Source organism: Pseudomonas sp. L5B5, assembly GCF_020520285.1.
In the GTDB taxonomy this organism is placed as follows: domain Bacteria; phylum Pseudomonadota; class Gammaproteobacteria; order Pseudomonadales; family Pseudomonadaceae; genus Aquipseudomonas.
Genome location: NZ_CP084742.1, coordinates 3031954 through 3047898 on the forward strand (window position 1 = coordinate 3031954; position 15945 = coordinate 3047898).

The window sequence follows — 15945 nt, forward strand, 5'->3', positions numbered from 1 at the left end:
AGCTTCAAGCTTCAAGCCGTAAGCAAGAGCTCCACGCTTGGAGCTTGGAGCTTGCGGCTTGGAGCTTGCAACTGATTTTAGGATGCAGATTATGCACAGGCTCAAGCACGGCCTGCTCCAGGCCGCCGGTTGGCTGTTCTACCTGAGTCTGTTGATGGGGATGGCCTTGCTGCTGCCCACCTCGACTTTCGACTCGCAGTCCAAGGACTTCATTTTCCTGATTGGCGCCGTGGGTATCTGGCGCTACTCCATGGGTGCCACGCACTTTGTCCGCGGCATGCTGTTTCTCTACGTGGTCTACCCGCACTTGCGGCGCAAGGTGCGCAAGCTCGGCAGCGCGGCGGACCCGTCCCACGTGTACCTGATGGTCACCAGCTTTCGCATCGACGCGCTGACCACCGCCCAGGTCTACGGCTCGGTGATCCGCGAAGCCATCGACTGCGGTTTCCCCACCACCGTGGTCTGCTCGATCGTGGAGATGTCCGACGAGCTGCTGGTGAAAAGCCTGTGGGCGCGGATGAACCCGCCGGAGCGGGTCAAGCTGGACTTCGTGCGCATCCCCGGCACCGGCAAGCGCGACGGCCTGGCCTTCGGCTTTCGCGCCATCTCCCGCCACCTGCCGGACAACCGCGCCGTGGTGGCCGTGATCGACGGCGACACGGTGCTCGGCGAAGGCGTGGTACGCAAGACCGTGCCCTGGTTCCAGCTGTTCGGCAATGTCGGCGGCCTGACCACCAACGAGTTCTGCGAAGTGCGCGGCAGCTACATCATGAGCGAATGGCACAAGCTGCGCTTCGCCCAGCGTCACATCAACATGTGCTCCATGGCCCTGTCCAAGCGCGTGCTGACCATGACCGGGCGCATGTCGGTGTTCCGCGCCACCGTGGTCACCGACCCGGACTTCATCGCCGACGTCGAAAGCGATTCCCTGCAGCACTGGCGCCTGGGTCGCTTCAAGTTCCTCACTGGCGACGACAAGTCCAGCTGGTTCAGCCTGATGCGCCTGGGCTACGACACCTTCTACGTGCCTGACGCGGCGATCAACACCGTGGAACACCCGCCGGAGAAGAGCTTCATCAAGGCCAGCCGCAAGCTGATGTTCCGCTGGTACGGCAACAACCTGCGGCAGAACGCTCGGGCGCTGGGCCTGGGCATCAAGCGCCTGGGGCTGTTCACCAGCGTCGTGCTGTTCGACCAGCGCGTATCGATGTGGACCTCGCTGCTGGGGCTGACCGTGGCCCTCATCGCCAGCTTCAAGTACGGCACCGCGTTCATCCTCGCCTACCTGCTGTGGATCGGCATCACCCGCCTGATTCTGACCGTGCTGCTGTCCTGCTCGGGGCACCGCATCGGCCCGGCCTACCCCTTGATTCTCTATTACAACCAGATCGTCGGCGCGCTGGTGAAGATCTACGTGTTCTTCCGCCTCGACCAGCAGTCCTGGACCCGCCAGGACACCAAGCTGACCCGCGACCTGGCCAGTTTTCAACGTTGGTTCAACACCTGGTCGTCCCGAACCATGACCTTCTCGGCCGGCAGCGTGTTCGTCGCCGTGCTGCTGCTGATGGTCTGAACCGCCTTGCCTGAATTAACTAGGAACTCGACTCTATGAACACCGCCGTCAACGTCAACGTAGTGCATGAATCCGAAGCTCAACGCCAGCACGCACGGGTCAAGATCCCGGCCAAGCTGCGCTTCTTCGGGAGCGACGCCAAGCCCCTGGAAGTGCGGGTCCACGACCTCTCCGCCGGCGGCCTGAGCTTCAATGCCGGGCAGCAGGCTCTGACCGTCGGCGCCGTGCACAAGGGTCGCCTGCAATTCGTCATCGACAACCTCGGCCTGGCCATGGACGTCGAGCTGCAGATCCGCTCCTTCGACCGCCAGAGCGGCCGCGTCGGCTGCCAGTTCCAGAACCTCGAGCCCCAGGACATCGCCACCCTGCGCCACCTGATCACCTCGCATCTGGCCGGCGACATCGTCAGCATGGGCGACGTGCTCGCCACCCTGCAGCGCGACAACTTCACCAAGGCCCGCAAGCACAAGGACAGCGGCAGCGGCATGAGCGCCCTGGGCCGCCTGCGGGCCGTGACCTTCAGTGCCGGGATCTTCATCGTCGGCCTCGCCGCTTTCGGTTTCATCCTCAAGTCGGTGTATGGCATGTACTTCGTCAGCCACGCCGAGGCCGGCCTGGTGAACGTGCCCGGGATGAACGTCACCATGCCGCGCGACGGCACGGTGCAGAGCCTGGTGCCTGCCAACGGCAACGTGGCCAAGGGCGCTCCCCTGGCCACCTTCAGCACCAGCATGCTGGATGTGCTCAAGGGTCACCTGGACGAAAACCAGCTGCAGCCGGCCAAGGTCGAGGAGCTGTTCGGCAAGCAGATGACCGGCACCCTGACCTCCCCTTGCGACTGCACCGTGGCCCAGCAACTGGTGGCCGACGGTCAATACGCCAGCAAGGGCGACGTGATCTACCAACTGGTGCCACGCGGCAGCCAGGCCACTGTCGAGGCGCGTTTCTCCTACCGCCAGTTCGGCGACGTGCGTCCGGGCAGCCGGGTCAACTTGCAGATCGCCGGCGAGGATGACGTGCGCACCGGCACCATCGTCAGCAGCACCAGCCTCAACAGCAACGACCTGTCCTCCGACATCCGCGTACAGATCAAGCCCGACGCGCCGCTGGGCAGCGAATTCGCCGGCCGGCCGGTGGAGGTTAGCAGTGACCGCGGGCCCTCGATGAACTGGCTGATCGACAAAGCCATGGCTGCGGGTCTGTAACCATGAACACGCCTACCCAACTCGCGGTGTTGCCTTTGGTCGCAGCGCTGGCCCTGGCCGGTTGCGCCGGCCTGCCGGACCAACGCCTGGCCAACGAAGCCCTCAAGCGTGGCGACACCGCCCTGGCCGAGCAGAACTACCGCCAACTGGCGGACCTGGGCTACAGCGAAGCGCAAGTGGGCCTGGCGGACATCCAGGTGGAAAGCCGCGACCCGGCGCAGATCAAGCAGGCCGAGGCCACCTACCGCGCCGCAGCCGACACCTCGCCACGGGCCCAGGCCCGGCTGGGTCGCCTGCTGGTGGCCAAGCCCGGTTCCAGCGAAGCCGAGCAGCACGAAGCCGAAGGCCTGCTCAAGAAAGCCTTTGCCAATGGCGAAGGCAACACCCTGATCCCCCTGGCGATGCTGTACCTGCAATATCCCCACAGCTTCCCCAACGTCGACGCCCAGCAGCAGATCAGCCAATGGCGCGCCGCCGGCTACCCCGAGGCCGGTCTGGCCCAGGTCCTGCTGTACCGCACCCAGGGCACCTACGACCAGCACCTGGACCAAGTGGAAAGCATCTGCAAGGCCGCCCTCAACAGCACCGACATCTGCTACGTCGAGCTGGCCACCGTCTACCAGAAGCGCGGCCAGCCGGAACAGCAGGCCGAGTTGATCAAGCAGCTGCAGGCCGGCTACAGCCGGGGCAGCGTCAGCGCCCAGCGAGTCGACAGCGTGGCCCGGGTACTGGGCGATGCCAGCCTCGGCAAGCCGGACGAAAAGACCGCCCAGGCCCTGCTGGAACAGGTAGCCCCCGGCTACCCGGCGTCCTGGGTCAGCCTGGCGCAACTGCTCTACGACTTCCCCGAACTGGGTGACGTCGACAAGATGATGGAGTACCTGGACAACGGCCGCGCCGCCGACCAGCCCCGGGCCGAGCTGCTGCTGGGCAAGCTCTACTACGAAGGCAAGTGGGTCCCGGCGGACGCCAAGGTGGCCGAGGAACACTTCAAGCAAGCCCAGGGCCGCGAGGTCGCCGCCGATTACTACCTGGGGCAGATCTACCGCCGTGGCTACCTGGGCCAGGTCTATCCGCAAAAAGCCCTGGACCACCTGCTGACCGCCGCCCGTAACGGCCAGAACAGCGCCGACTTCGCCATTGCCCAGCTGTTTTCCCAGGGCCGCGGCACCGCGCCCAACCCGGTCAACGCCTACGTCTTCAGCCAGCTGGCCAAGGCCCAGGACACACCCCAGGCCAACGAACTGGCCCAGCAGCTGGATCAACAACTGCCCTCCGGCCAGCGCGCCGAAGCCCAGCGCCTGCTGCAACAGGAGCAGGCGGTACGTGGCGCCCTGACCCAGAACACGCTGCAACTGCACGCCCTGCAGGAAGAAGACGGCGAGGAAGCCCTATGAAGCCCACCCCATTCAACACCGCCCCTGTAGCCGCTGCCGCAGGCTGCGCACCAGCGCAACGCGTCCATCAGGTCGACACACGCCCCTTGCGCCTGTCGAAGCTGGCCATCGGCCTGGGCATCGCCCTCGCCTGGTCGGCACCGTCCTTCGCCGCGCTGAGCGACACCAAGAACTTCGGCCTGGAAGTGAAGATCACCGGCCAGTCCGAGGATGACCGCGACCTGGGCACCCAAGGCGGTGGCGACGTCAACGGTATCGGCCTCGACCTGCGGCCCTGGGTCTACGGTGAAAGCGGCAACTGGAGCGCCTACGCCATGGGCCAGGCGGTGACCTCCACCGACGTGATCGAAACCGACACCCTGCAACAATCCGGCGACGACGCCAGCCAGCAGTCCGCCAACGACGATCGCAAGGCCAAGAAGAACTACCTGGCCATGCGCGAGTTCTGGGTCGGCTACAGCGGTTTCACCGCCTACCCCGGCGAGCAGTTGAAGTTCGGCCGCCAGCGCCTGCGCAATGACGACGGGCAATGGCGCGACACCAACATCGAAGCCCTCAACTGGACCTTCGACACCACCCTGCTGCGGGCCAACCTGGGCCTGGCCGAGCGCTTCAGCGAATACCGCACCGACCTCAAGGAGCTGGCGCCCAAGGACAAGGATCGCCTGCACGCCTACGCCGACGTCGCCTACCAGTGGACGCCCGGCCAATGGGTCGGCATCCGCGCCCACCACACCCACGATGACGGCAAGCTCGACTACGCCAAGCCCGGTGAGGCCAGCGACCCGCTGGACAAGAAGCAGAACGGCGACCTGACCTGGCTCGGCCTGGAAGCCAACAGCGACGCCTATAACTGGCGCAACACCAACACGGTCAACTACTGGGCCAGCCTCACCGGCATGCGCGGCGACCGCGATACGGTCACCCCACTGAACGCCGACGGCAGTCGTCCGACCCAGGCCAAGCGCGGTGAAAACCTCAACGGCTGGGCCACCGACCTGGGGGTTCGCCTGCGCCTGGACCCGAACTGGCAAGTAGGCGCGGCCTATGCCCGGGCCAGCGCCGAGTACGAACAGAACGGCCTGCAAAGCAACCGTTCCAACTACACCGGCACCCGCTCCCGGGTGCATCGCTTCGGCGAAGCCTTCAGGGGCGAAATGAACAACACCCAGAGCGCCACCCTGTTCGGCTCCTGGCAACTGCGCGAGGACTACGACGCCAGCCTGGTCTACCACAAGTTCTGGCGTGTGGACGGCAACAAGCCGGTGGGCAGCAACGGCATCAACGCTGTGGACAACAACTACGACGACGCCACCGGCGCCCTGTTGTCCAGCACCTCGCTGCCACTCATGGACGGCAAGAAGGACCTCGGCCAGGAGATGGACCTGGTGGTCACCAAGTACTTCAAGCAAGGCCTGTTGCCGGCGGCCCTGAGCCAGTCGATCGATGAACCTTCGGCCCTGGTGCGTTTTCGGGGTGGCGTGTTCAAGCCCGGCGACGCCTACGGCAAAGAGGTCGACTCCTACATGCACCGCGCCTTCATCGACGTGATCTGGCGCTTCTGATGCAAGCCGCCCAAGGAGTGCCCGACATGAATGGCTACCCCCACAACAGCCAGCGCTACAAAGGCTCCCTGAGCCTGCTGGCCGGCGCCCTGCTGCTGGCCGGCAGCAGCGCCTTCGCCAGCGTCGAAACGACCAAGGCGCCCATCGTCGCCAAGGAACTGCAACAGGCCAAGACCTACACCGTCAGCAGCGCCCCCACCGAGCCCCTGGCCCTGGCCAAGCCGACCCTGCCCGACCTTTCCGGCTACACCGCCGAAGCGGTCGCGGCGAAAGTCGTGCGCAACAAGCCGGGCAAGATCAGCGTGCGCCGGATGATGCAGGAAGACGCACTGAAGGACTTCATCGGCGGCGACAACAAGATGGCCGAATGGGTGGTACGCCAGCACGGCATTCCCCAGGCGATCTTCATCGACGACGGCTACGTCAACCTCAAGGAGCTGGCGAGCAAGCTGCCCAAGCAGTACCTCAGCGAAACCGCGCCCGGGGTCTACCTGGCGCGCCTGCCCATCGTCGTCGGCCGCCACGGCATCCTGGAAATCGACCGGCAGACCAAGGAGTTGCGCCTGTCCCAGGAAGCCGGCTCGTTCCTGGTGAACGACGGCCAGCTGTTCGTGCGCGACACCAAAGTCACCGGCTGGCGCGAGAAGGACAACGGCCCGGCGACCTTCCGCTCGGCCAAGGAGTTTCGTCCGTTCCTGCTGGCATGGGGCGGCACCCAGACCTACATCGCCAACAGCACGATGGCCAGCTTCGGCTACGCCAACTCCAAGTCCTACGGAGTGAGCATTTCCCAGTACACGCCGAACATGGCCAAGGTCCTCAAGCGCTCCGAACCCACCGGCTGGATCATCGGCTCGACCTTCTCGGACATGTGGTACGGCTTCTACTGCTACGAGACCGAAGGTTTCGTACTCAAGGGCAACACCTACAAGGACAACATCGTCTACGGCATCGACCCCCACGACCGTTCCCACGGCCTGATCATTGCCGACAACACCGTCTACGGCACCAAGAAGAAGCACGGCATCATCATTTCCCGGGAAGTGAACGACAGCTTCATCTTCAACAACCGCAGCTACGACAACCACCTCTCGGGGCTGGTGATCGACCGCAACAGCATCAACAACCTGATCGCCTACAACGAGATCTACCGCAACCACACCGACGGCATCACCCTCTACGAGAGTGCCGACAACCTGATCTACGGCAACAAGGTGGTGAGCAACCGCCGCCACGGCATCCGCATTCGCAACAGCGTGAACATCCGCTTGTACGAAAACATCGCCATGGCCAACGGGCTGACCGGGGTCTACGGCCACATCAAGGACCTGTCCGACACCGACCGCGACATCAAGCTCGACCCGTTCGACGCCCAGGTCTCGCTGATCGTGGTCGGCGGCGAGCTGGCGGCCAACGGCAGCGGACCGATGTCCATCGACTCGCCCCTGAGCGTGGAGCTGTACCGGGTCTCCATGCTGGCGCCGACCAAGAGCAGCGGCATCAGCTTTTCCGGGGTCCTGGGCGACCGCCAGGATGAAATTCTCGACTTGCTGGTACGCCAGCGCAAAGCCGTATTGATCGACCCCGTCGAACGCCAGACCGAAATGCGGGATTGAGGATGACTTTCATGCACCCACACTGGATCAAACTCCTGGGCCTGTCGGCCCTGACCGCGGGCATTCTCGCCGCCAGCGCCGGCGCCCGCGCCGATCAGGCCGCCGGCCAGAACGCCGCGCCAAGCTTCAAGGCCGAGCCGTGCTGCAACCTTTGCCCGGCCGCCCACGACGCGAAGAACTACGTGACCCGTTATCAGCAGAACTTCACCACCCTGGTGCAGGCCCAGGGCGACTGGCTGTTCCGTACCCAGGAAGATTTGCGCACCGAGTTCAACACCACACCCGAAGGCTACCGCCGCCTCAAGCAATTGCACGAAGCCTTCAAGAGCAAGGGCGTGGAGTTGGTGGTGGTCTATCAGCCAACCCGCGGCCTGGTGAATCGCAACAAACTCAACCCGGCCGAAAAAGCCCGCTTCGACTACGACAAGGCCCTGACCAACTACAAGGCCATGCTCGGGCGCTTCGCACAGATGGGCTACGTGGTGCCGGACCTCTCGCCGCTGACCAACGAACAGCTGCCCGACACCCTGCCGGCCCACGATTTCTATTTCCGTGGCGACCAGCACTGGACCCCCTACGGCGCCCAGCGCACGGCGCAGATCGTCGCCGGCAAGGTCAAGCAACTGCCAGCCTTCGCCGACATTCCACGGCGTGAATTCGAGACCCGCAAATCCGGGCGCATGGGCAAGACCGGCACCTTGCACAACATGGCCGGCCAGCTGTGCGGCACCAGCTACGCCATCCAGTACATGGACCAGTTCACCACCGAGCCCAAGGGCGAGGCCGGCGACGGCGACCTGTTCGGCGATTCTGGCAACCCGCAGATCACCCTGGTGGGCACCAGCCACAGTGGCAAGAACTACAACTTCGCCGGCTTCCTCGAAGAAGCCATCGGTGCCGACATCCTCAACGTCGCCTTCCCCGGCGGCGGCCTGGAAGGCTCGATGCTGCAGTATCTGGGCAGCGACGAGTTCCAGAAGAGCCCGCCGAAGATCCTGATCTGGGAGTTCTCGCCGCTGTACCGCCTGGACCAGGAAACCATCTACCGGCAGATGATGGCCCTGCTGGACAACGGCTGTGAGGGCAAGGACGCGCAGATGAGCGCCAGCACCACCCTCAAGCCCGGCAAGAACGAGCTGCTGGTCAACAGCAAGAACATGGACCTGCGCAACAGCGGCCATCAGGTCGACATCCGCTTCGCCGACACCTCGGTGAAAACCCTGCAAGCCACCCTCTGGTACATGAACGGGCGCCACGAGGACATCAAGATCGACAAGCCGGAAACCTCCGACACCGACGGACGCTTCGCCTTCGAACTGCGCACCGATGAAGACTGGGCCACGCAGAACCTGCTGGCAGTGGAAATCCAGGGCCCGGAAACGGGCACGGCCGGGCAGAAGGTCGAAGCGAAAATTTGCAAACGCAACGTATTCCCGAGCGCCGGGCAACGCACCGCGCAGATCGGGCAATGAGGTTACCTATGCAAACCAGACGCTTGAAACAGTTGTTGTTCCCCAGCCTGCTGGGCCTGGCCATGGTCACCGGCAGCGCCCAGGCTGCCGCGCCGCTGCGCCCGCCCCAGGGTTATTACGCCCCGGTGGACAAGTTCAAGAGCGGCGACAGCAGCGAGGGCTGCGACGCCATGCCGGCGCCCTACACCGGCGCCCTGCAGTTTCGCAGCAAGTACGAAGGCTCGGACAAGGCCCGGGCCACGCTCAACGTGCAGTCCGAACAGGCCTTTCGCGACACCACCGCCGACATCACCAAGATCGAGCGTGGCACCAGCAAGCGGGTCATGCAGTTCATGCGCGATGGCCGCCCGGAACAGCTGGACTGCACCCTCGCCTGGCTCAGCGCCTGGGCCCAGGCCGACGCGCTGATGTCCAAGGACTTCAACCACACCGGCAAGTCCATGCGCAAATGGGCCCTGGGCAGCATGGCCTCGGCCTACCTGCGGCTGAAGTTCTCCGATTCCCACCCCCTGGCCACCCACCAGGAACAGGCGCAGAAGATCGAGACCTGGTTCAGCAAGATGGCCGACCAGGTGGTCAGCGACTGGGACAACCTGCCCCTGGACAAGATCAACAACCACTCCTACTGGGCCGCCTGGTCGGTAATGGCCACCGCGGTGGCCACCAACCGCCGCGACCTGTTCGACTGGGCCGTGAAGGAATACAAGGTCGGCGCCAACCAGGTCGACGCCGACGGCTTCTTGCCCAACGAGCTCAAGCGCCAGCAACGGGCCCTGGCCTACCACAACTACGCCCTGCCGCCGCTGGCGATGATCGCCAGCTTCGCCCAGGTCAACGGTGTGGACCTGGGCCAGGAAAACCACGGCGCCCTCAAGCGCCTGGGCGACCGGGTGCTGGCCGGGGTCAAGGACCCGGACACCTTCGAGCGCAAGAACGGCAAGCAGCAGGACATGACCGACCTCAAGGTCGACTCGAAATTCGCCTGGCTGGAACCCTACTGCAGCCTCTACACCTGCGCCCCGGATGTGCTGGAGCGCAAGCACAAGATGCAGCCGTTCAAGACCTTCCGCCTGGGTGGCGACCTGACCAAGGTCTACGACCCGGCCTTCGAGAAGGGTAAGAAGGGCTCATAACCCGTAGGAGCGAGGCTTGCCCGCGATCAAGGCACCTCGGTCCAACCGCCGGTCCGCGTCATCGTTCATCGCGGGCAAGCCTCGCTCCTACAGGGGACGTTGTGAGGGTCGATGCGCACGCCGGACGGCGCCGGTGAATGCAATACGCCTCCCATGGTTTTCCACGGGGGGGTTTGGGGGGGCTGCGGCCCCTGACTATTGGTTAAACAAGGAGAGATCGGGATGGTTTTCTCATCCAATGTGTTCCTGTTCCTGTTCCTGCCGATCTTTCTCGGCTTGTACTACCTGAGCGGGCAACGCTATCGCAACTTGCTGCTGCTGATCGCCAGCTACGTGTTCTATGCCTGGTGGCGCGTGGACTTCCTAGCGCTGTTCGCCGGGGTCACCTTGTGGAACTACTGGATCGGCCTGAAGGTCGGCGCTGCCGGCGTCAGGACCAAGCCCGCCCAGCGCTGGCTGCTGCTGGGGGTAGCGGTGGACCTGTGCATCCTCGGCTACTTCAAGTACGCCAACTTCGGCGTCGACAGCATCAACGCCATCATGACCTCCATGGGGCTTGAGCCGTTCATCCTGACCCACGTGCTGTTGCCGATCGGCATCTCGTTCTACATCTTCGAGTCCATCAGCTACATCATCGACGTCTACCGCGGCGACACCCCGGCCACCCGTAACCTGATCGACTTCGCGGCGTTCGTGGCGATCTTCCCGCACCTGATCGCCGGTCCCGTGCTGCGCTTTCGCGACCTGGCGGACCAGTTCAACAATCGCACCCACACCCTGGACAAGTTCTCCGAAGGCTGCACCCGCTTCATGCAGGGCTTCATCAAGAAAGTGTTCATCGCCGACACCCTGGCGGTGGTCGCCGACCATTGCTTCGCCTTGCAAAACCCCACCACGGGCGACGCCTGGCTCGGCGCCCTGGCCTACACCGCGCAGCTGTACTTCGACTTCTCCGGCTACAGCGACATGGCCATCGGCCTGGGGTTGATGATGGGCTTTCGCTTCATGGAAAACTTCAAGCAGCCCTACATCAGCCAGTCGATCACCGAGTTCTGGCGGCGCTGGCACATCAGCCTCTCCACCTGGCTGCGCGACTACCTGTACATCACCCTGGGGGGCAACCGCAAAGGCACCCTGATCACCTACCGCAACTTGTTCTTGACCATGCTCCTGGGCGGCCTGTGGCACGGCGCCAACTTCACCTACATCGTCTGGGGCGCGTGGCACGGCATGTGGCTGGCCATCGAAAAGGCCCTGGGCATCAACACCACCCCGCGCAGCCTGAACCCTATCCGCTGGGCCCTGACCTTCCTGCTGGTGGTGATGGGCTGGGTGATCTTCCGCGCCGAGAACCTGCACGTGGCGGGCCGCATGTACGGCGCCATGTTCAGCTTCGGCGACTGGTCGCTGTCGGAACTCAATCGCGCCAGCCTCACTGGCCTGCAAGTGGCGACCCTGGTCGTGGCCTACATCACCCTGGCGTTCTTCGGCCTGCGTGACCTGTACCGCACCCCGGCGCCAGTCAAGGCCAAGCCTGGAGTCGACAGCGAAGCCGACGGCCCGGCCAGCGCCCAGCCCGGCCTGATCAAGGCGGTGCCCGGGGACAACCCCGGCAGCATCCACCAACCAGGCTACATCGTCGGCACCGAAGCCCAGGTGCAGCCGGCCTACTGGACCGTCGACTGGTCGCGCTACGCCATGCGCGCCCTGGTGCTGCTGCTGTTCATTGCCTCGATTCTCAAACTCTCGGCGCAAAGCTTCTCGCCGTTCCTTTACTTCCAGTTCTGAGGGATCTGCCCATGACCCGCTCATTACGTGTGTTCTACATCGCGCTGTTCCTGGTGACCCTGGCGGTCCTCGGGTTGTGGTCGGCGCGAAGCTTCTTCGGTTTCAGTACCAACAACGACGCCACCGTGCTCAACGGGCGCTGGACCAAGGCGGTGGAAACCCACTACGACGACCAGTTCCCGATCAAGCGCCTGGGCACCAACCTGTGGGCTGCACTGGACTTCAAGCTGTTCAACGAAGGCCGCCCGGGGGTGGTGCTGGGCCGCGACCAGTGGCTGTACAGCGATGAAGAGTTCAACCCGGTGGTCAACGAGGAACTCAACCTGCAGGGCAACTACGCCCTGGTGGAAGGCGTGCGCCAGACCTTGAAGGAGCACGGGGTGAAACTGGTGATGGCCATCGTCCCGGCCAAGGTGCGCCTGTACCCGGAACACATGGACGCTGTGCGCCCGGCGCGCATCCACGCCAACCTCTACCAGGACTTCCACGCCCGGGTCGCCGCCGACAAGATCCTTGCCCCCGACCTGCTGGGGCCCCTGCAACAGGCCAAGCAACAGGGCCAGTCAGTGTTCCTGCGCACCGACACCCACTGGACCCCCGCCGGCGCCGAAGTCGTCGCCCGCCAACTGGCCCAGGCCATCGCCGCCAAGACCCCGCTCAGTGGCCAGCCGCAACGCTTCGTCACCGAAACCCAGGAGACCGTCAAGCACCAGGGCGACCTGCGGCGCTTCCTGCCCCTGGACCCGCTGTTCGAGAACCTGATGCCGGCCGAAGAGCCGCTGCAAAAACGCGTCACCCACGCCGCCGGGGAACAGACCGGTGCCGAAGACAACCTGTTCGCCGACCACGAAGTGCCGGTGACCCTGGTGGGCACCAGCTACAGCGCCAACCCGAACTGGAACTTTGTCGGAGCCCTGAAACAGGCCCTGCACAGCGACGTGCTGAGCTACGCCGAAGACGGCCACGGCCCGATCCTGCCGATGCTCAGCTACCTGAAGAGCGACGACTTCAAGAACAACCCGCCCCAGGTGCTGATCTGGGAATTCCCTGAACGCTATCTGCCCGTGAACAACGAAATCGGCGACGCCGACCCGCAGTGGGTCGCAGAACTCAAGCAAGCCGGTGCTCGCCAACAGACTGTTGCACTCAACAAATCCGAGACGCCCGATCGGGCGCAAAACTGAAAAGAGGTAACACTCATGACTTTCACTACTACTCCTCGCCGTCTCGCTGCCAAGTCCCTGAAGGCTGCCGTATTGGCCGCCGGCCTGGGCCTGCTCTCAGCCCCGGTATTCGCCGGTGGCGACGCCGCGCTGTACGGCCCCACCGCGCCCAAGGGCTCGACCTTCGTGCGCATCTACAACGCCAGCAACAGCGAAGTCAGCGCCACGGTGGGCAGCACCAACGTCAACGACGTCGCGCCCCTGGCCAGCAGCGACTTCAGCTTCATGCCCGGCGGCGACTACACCGCCAAGCTGGGCAGCCAGAGCGTGCCGGTGAAACTCGCCGCCGACCACTATTACACCCTGGTCAACAACGCCAGCGGCCAGCCGCAACTGATCGAAGAGCCGCCGTTCAAGAACAAGCAGAAATCCCTGGTGCGGGTGCAGAACCTCAGCGACCAGGCCCTGACGCTCAAGACCGCCGACGGCAAGACCGACGTGGTCAAGGCCGTGGCCGCCAAGGGCCGCGGCGAGCGCGAAATCAACCCGGTGAAGGTCAGCTTCGCCCTGTACGACGGCGAGAAAAAGGTCAGCGACCTCAAGCCCGTGGCCCTGGAGCGCGGCGAAGCGGCGGTGCTCTACGTCACCGGCAACGGCAGCAACCTGTCGCCGGTCTGGGTCAAGCGCCCAGTCTCCACTCGCTGACATGAATGCTCCGGCTTGACGCTCCCTTGTAGGAGCCAGGCTTGCCGGCGATATGGCCCTTGAGAACGCCATCGCCGGCAAGCCTGGCTCCTGCGAAGAATGGAGGGGCGATCCGGATGCGCGACAAAAACAAGAGAGTGAAACGACAGAACGCAGTAGCTCTGACCCATACGATATTTGAAGGAGTAACAACATGATTCCGGTGATCTTGTCAGGTGGTAGCGGCTCACGTCTTTGGCCGCTTTCGCGCAAGCAATTCCCCAAGCAGTTCCTCGCCCTGACCGGCGAACACACGCTGTTCCAGCAGACCCTGGAGCGCCTGGTGTTCGAAGGCATGGACACCCCCATCGTGGTCTGCAACAAGGACCATCGCTTCATCGTCAACGAGCAGCTGAGCAATCGCAGCCTCGAATCCCAGCGCATCCTCATGGAACCCTTCGGCCGCAACACCGCGCCCGCCGTGGCCCTGACCGCGATGATGCTGGTCAACGAAGGCCGCGACGAGCTGATGCTGGTGCTGCCGGCCGACCACGTGCTGGACGACCAGAAAGCCCTGCAACGGGCCCTGGCCCTGGCCACCGTGGCCGCCGAGCGTGGCGAAATGGTGCTGTTCGGCGTCCCGGCGACCAAGCCGGAAACCGGCTACGGCTACATCAAGTCGACCAACGATGCCCTGCTCCCGGAGGGCGTCAGCCGGGTTTCGCACTTCGTCGAAAAGCCCGACGAAAAACGCGCCACCGAGTTCGTCCAGGCCGGCGGCTACTTCTGGAACAGCGGCATGTTCCTGTTCCGTGCCAGCCGTTTCCTCGAGGAGCTGAAGAAACACGACCCGGACATCTACGACACCTGCCTCCTGACCCTGGAGCGCAGCCAGCAGGACCCGGACAACGTGATGATCGACGAAGCCACCTTCGCCTGCTGCCCGGACAACTCCATCGACTACGCGGTGATGGAAAAGACCCAGCGCGCCTGCGTGGTCCCGCTGACCGCCGGCTGGAGCGACGTGGGATGCTGGTCGTCGCTGTGGGACGTGCATGAAAAAGACGCCAACGGCAACGTCAGCAAGGGCGATGTGGTGATCCAGGACAGCAAGAACTGCATGATCCACGGCAACGGCAAGCTGGTGTCGGTGATCGGCCTGGAAAACATCGTCGTCGTCGAAACCAAGGACGCCATGATGATCGCCCACAAGGACAAGGTCCAAGGCGTGAAGCAGATGGTCAACACCCTCAACGAACAAGGCCGCAGCGAAACCCAGAACCACTGCGAGGTCTACCGTCCGTGGGGCTCCTACGACTCGGTGGACATGGGCGGGCGCTTCCAGGTCAAGCACATCTCGGTCAAGCCGGGGGCCTGCCTGTCGCTGCAGATGCACCACCACCGCGCCGAACACTGGATCGTGGTCAGCGGCACCGCCGAAGTCACCTGTGACGAGAACGTGTTCCTGCTCACCGAGAACCAGTCCACCTACATCCCGATTGCCTCGGTGCACCGCCTGCGCAACCCCGGGAAGATTCCGCTGGAGATCATCGAAGTGCAATCGGGCAGTTATTTGGGCGAAGACGACATCGAGCGCTTTGAGGATATCTACGGGCGCTCGACGCCGGTGGAGCGTGGCGTCTCGGTGAAGACCATCGCTCAGTAACAGCGGCGAGTTTCAAGCGGCAAGAGACGCAGCCGTAAGCTTCAAGCGGCAAGCTGCAAGTAGAAGCAGGGAGTCGTTGTCAGCGAGTCCTTTCACCCCCTTCCGGTCGCCTGCGTCCCCTATCCGCAGGCGGTTGGACAGGGGGATTTTTTTGCCTCTGTAGCCGCTGTCGAGCCTGGGCGAGGCTGCGCCAAGGGCCGCAGGACCTTCAACGCATCCAAGATCCAGGCGGCCGCTACGCGCCCGTGCGCAGCCTTCGGCAGCGGCTACACGATCACGCCTGGAGCGCTTCTATCCCCAAACCGATATCGTCGATCACCGCCTTGCCCATCTCCGCCAGGAAATGCGCGGCCCAGGCGTAGCGCTCGCCCTGCTCCTCCATGGCCGCATCCAGCGCGAGTTTCTTGGCGTAGTACAACAGCGTGGAAGCGTGCTCCAGGGCCTGGTGCAGAGGCACATCGGCATTGACGCGAAACAGGGTCTGATCGGCATCACCACAGCTACCGAAGGTGACGAAGCCGAGGGTCTTGATAGCGCACATGATTGAACTCCCGTATCCAAGTGAGAGCTACCACGTTCGTTACCAAGCGAATGGGTGGCCGCTGCGCGCAGGTTGGTAAACCGGAGATACAGGAACCCGGCAGGGACGAGCCCTCTCACGCACAGCCGCCATTGCACAGTGA

At 64.0% G+C, this 15945-nt stretch carries 12 protein-coding genes; 11 read left to right on the top strand and 1 reads right to left on the bottom strand.

Translation table 11 applies throughout. The annotated features are described in order from the left end of the window. Positions 1 to 91 precede the first annotated feature (91 nt). The 11 genes from alg8 to LGQ10_RS13985 all read left to right on the top strand — a co-directional run bounded on the left by alg8 (position 92) and on the right by LGQ10_RS13985 (position 15262). Complete coding sequence (gene alg8 / locus LGQ10_RS13935) at positions 92 to 1573, top strand: mannuronan synthase (protein WP_413247597.1); 1482 nt, start codon at positions 92 to 94, stop codon at positions 1571 to 1573. Positions 1574 to 1608: 35 nt separating this feature from the next. Continuing rightward, entirely contained in the window at positions 1609 to 2778 is a 1170-nt protein-coding gene (locus LGQ10_RS13940; RefSeq protein WP_226525882.1) for an alginate biosynthesis protein Alg44, read from the top strand. A 2-nt stretch (positions 2779 to 2780) separates the two neighbouring features. Continuing rightward, positions 2781 to 4175, top strand: a complete 1395-nt coding sequence (gene algK / locus LGQ10_RS13945; RefSeq protein ID WP_226525883.1) for an alginate biosynthesis TPR repeat lipoprotein AlgK — start codon at positions 2781 to 2783, stop codon at positions 4173 to 4175. Further along, complete coding sequence (locus tag LGQ10_RS13950) at positions 4172 to 5740, top strand: alginate export family protein (RefSeq protein ID WP_413247598.1); 1569 nt, start codon at positions 4172 to 4174, stop codon at positions 5738 to 5740. Before algK ends, LGQ10_RS13950 begins: the two co-directional genes overlap by 4 nt. 26 nt (positions 5741 to 5766) lie before the next feature. Beyond that, positions 5767 to 7356 (top strand): mannuronan 5-epimerase AlgG, encoded by a 1590-nt coding sequence (algG, locus tag LGQ10_RS13955; RefSeq protein WP_226525884.1) that lies wholly within the window; start codon positions 5767 to 5769, stop codon positions 7354 to 7356. 11 nt (positions 7357 to 7367) lie between these two features. Beyond that, a complete protein-coding gene (locus LGQ10_RS13960; RefSeq protein WP_226525885.1) occupies positions 7368 to 8828 on the top strand; it encodes an alginate O-acetyltransferase in 1461 nt (486 codons plus the stop codon). 8 nt (positions 8829 to 8836) lie between these two features. Beyond that, positions 8837 to 9961 (top strand): mannuronate-specific alginate lyase, encoded by a 1125-nt coding sequence (locus tag LGQ10_RS13965; RefSeq protein ID WP_226525886.1) that lies wholly within the window; start codon positions 8837 to 8839, stop codon positions 9959 to 9961. Positions 9962 to 10183: 222 nt separating this feature from the next. Next, entirely contained in the window at positions 10184 to 11749 is a 1566-nt protein-coding gene (locus LGQ10_RS13970; RefSeq protein WP_226525887.1) for an MBOAT family O-acyltransferase, read from the top strand. Between the two features lie 11 nt (positions 11750 to 11760). Next, positions 11761 to 12933 (top strand): alginate O-acetyltransferase, encoded by a 1173-nt coding sequence (locus LGQ10_RS13975; RefSeq protein ID WP_226525888.1) that lies wholly within the window; start codon positions 11761 to 11763, stop codon positions 12931 to 12933. 15 nt (positions 12934 to 12948) lie between these two features. Next, the gene (locus LGQ10_RS13980) at positions 12949 to 13617 is read left to right on the top strand and encodes an alginate O-acetyltransferase AlgF (protein WP_226525889.1); all 669 of its coding nucleotides are present in this window, start codon (positions 12949 to 12951) and stop codon (positions 13615 to 13617) included. A gap of 193 nt (positions 13618 to 13810) precedes the next feature. Then, positions 13811 to 15262: a mannose-1-phosphate guanylyltransferase/mannose-6-phosphate isomerase gene (locus tag LGQ10_RS13985; RefSeq protein ID WP_226525890.1), complete on the top strand. Its 1452-nt coding sequence runs from the start codon at positions 13811 to 13813 to the stop codon at positions 15260 to 15262. 274 nt (positions 15263 to 15536) lie between these two features. Here the strand turns inward: LGQ10_RS13985 and LGQ10_RS13990 are convergent, their stop codons facing one another. Continuing rightward, on the bottom strand, positions 15537 to 15803 hold the full coding sequence (locus tag LGQ10_RS13990; RefSeq protein ID WP_226525891.1) for a DUF3077 domain-containing protein: 267 nt from the start codon (positions 15801 to 15803) through the stop codon (positions 15537 to 15539). Between the last annotated feature and the right edge of the window lie 142 nt (positions 15804 to 15945).

Excerpts from the sequence above, each read along its gene's own strand:
- alg8 (WP_413247597.1), top strand. The coding sequence starts at position 92 with ATGCACAGGCTCAAGCACGGCCTGCTCCAGGCCGCCGGTTGGCTGTTC.
- LGQ10_RS13940 (WP_226525882.1), top strand. The coding sequence starts at position 1,609 with ATGAACACCGCCGTCAACGTCAACGTAGTGCATGAATCCGAAGCTCAA.
- algK (WP_226525883.1), top strand. The coding sequence starts at position 2,781 with ATGAACACGCCTACCCAACTCGCGGTGTTGCCTTTGGTCGCAGCGCTG.
- LGQ10_RS13950 (WP_413247598.1), top strand. The coding sequence starts at position 4,172 with ATGAAGCCCACCCCATTCAACACCGCCCCTGTAGCCGCTGCCGCAGGC.
- algG (WP_226525884.1), top strand. The coding sequence starts at position 5,767 with ATGAATGGCTACCCCCACAACAGCCAGCGCTACAAAGGCTCCCTGAGC.
- LGQ10_RS13960 (WP_226525885.1), top strand. The coding sequence starts at position 7,368 with ATGCACCCACACTGGATCAAACTCCTGGGCCTGTCGGCCCTGACCGCG.
- LGQ10_RS13965 (WP_226525886.1), top strand. The coding sequence starts at position 8,837 with ATGCAAACCAGACGCTTGAAACAGTTGTTGTTCCCCAGCCTGCTGGGC.
- LGQ10_RS13970 (WP_226525887.1), top strand. The coding sequence starts at position 10,184 with ATGGTTTTCTCATCCAATGTGTTCCTGTTCCTGTTCCTGCCGATCTTT.
- LGQ10_RS13975 (WP_226525888.1), top strand. The coding sequence starts at position 11,761 with ATGACCCGCTCATTACGTGTGTTCTACATCGCGCTGTTCCTGGTGACC.
- LGQ10_RS13980 (WP_226525889.1), top strand. The coding sequence starts at position 12,949 with ATGACTTTCACTACTACTCCTCGCCGTCTCGCTGCCAAGTCCCTGAAG.
- LGQ10_RS13985 (WP_226525890.1), top strand. The coding sequence starts at position 13,811 with ATGATTCCGGTGATCTTGTCAGGTGGTAGCGGCTCACGTCTTTGGCCG.
- LGQ10_RS13990 (WP_226525891.1), bottom strand. The coding sequence starts at position 15,803 with ATGTGCGCTATCAAGACCCTCGGCTTCGTCACCTTCGGTAGCTGTGGT.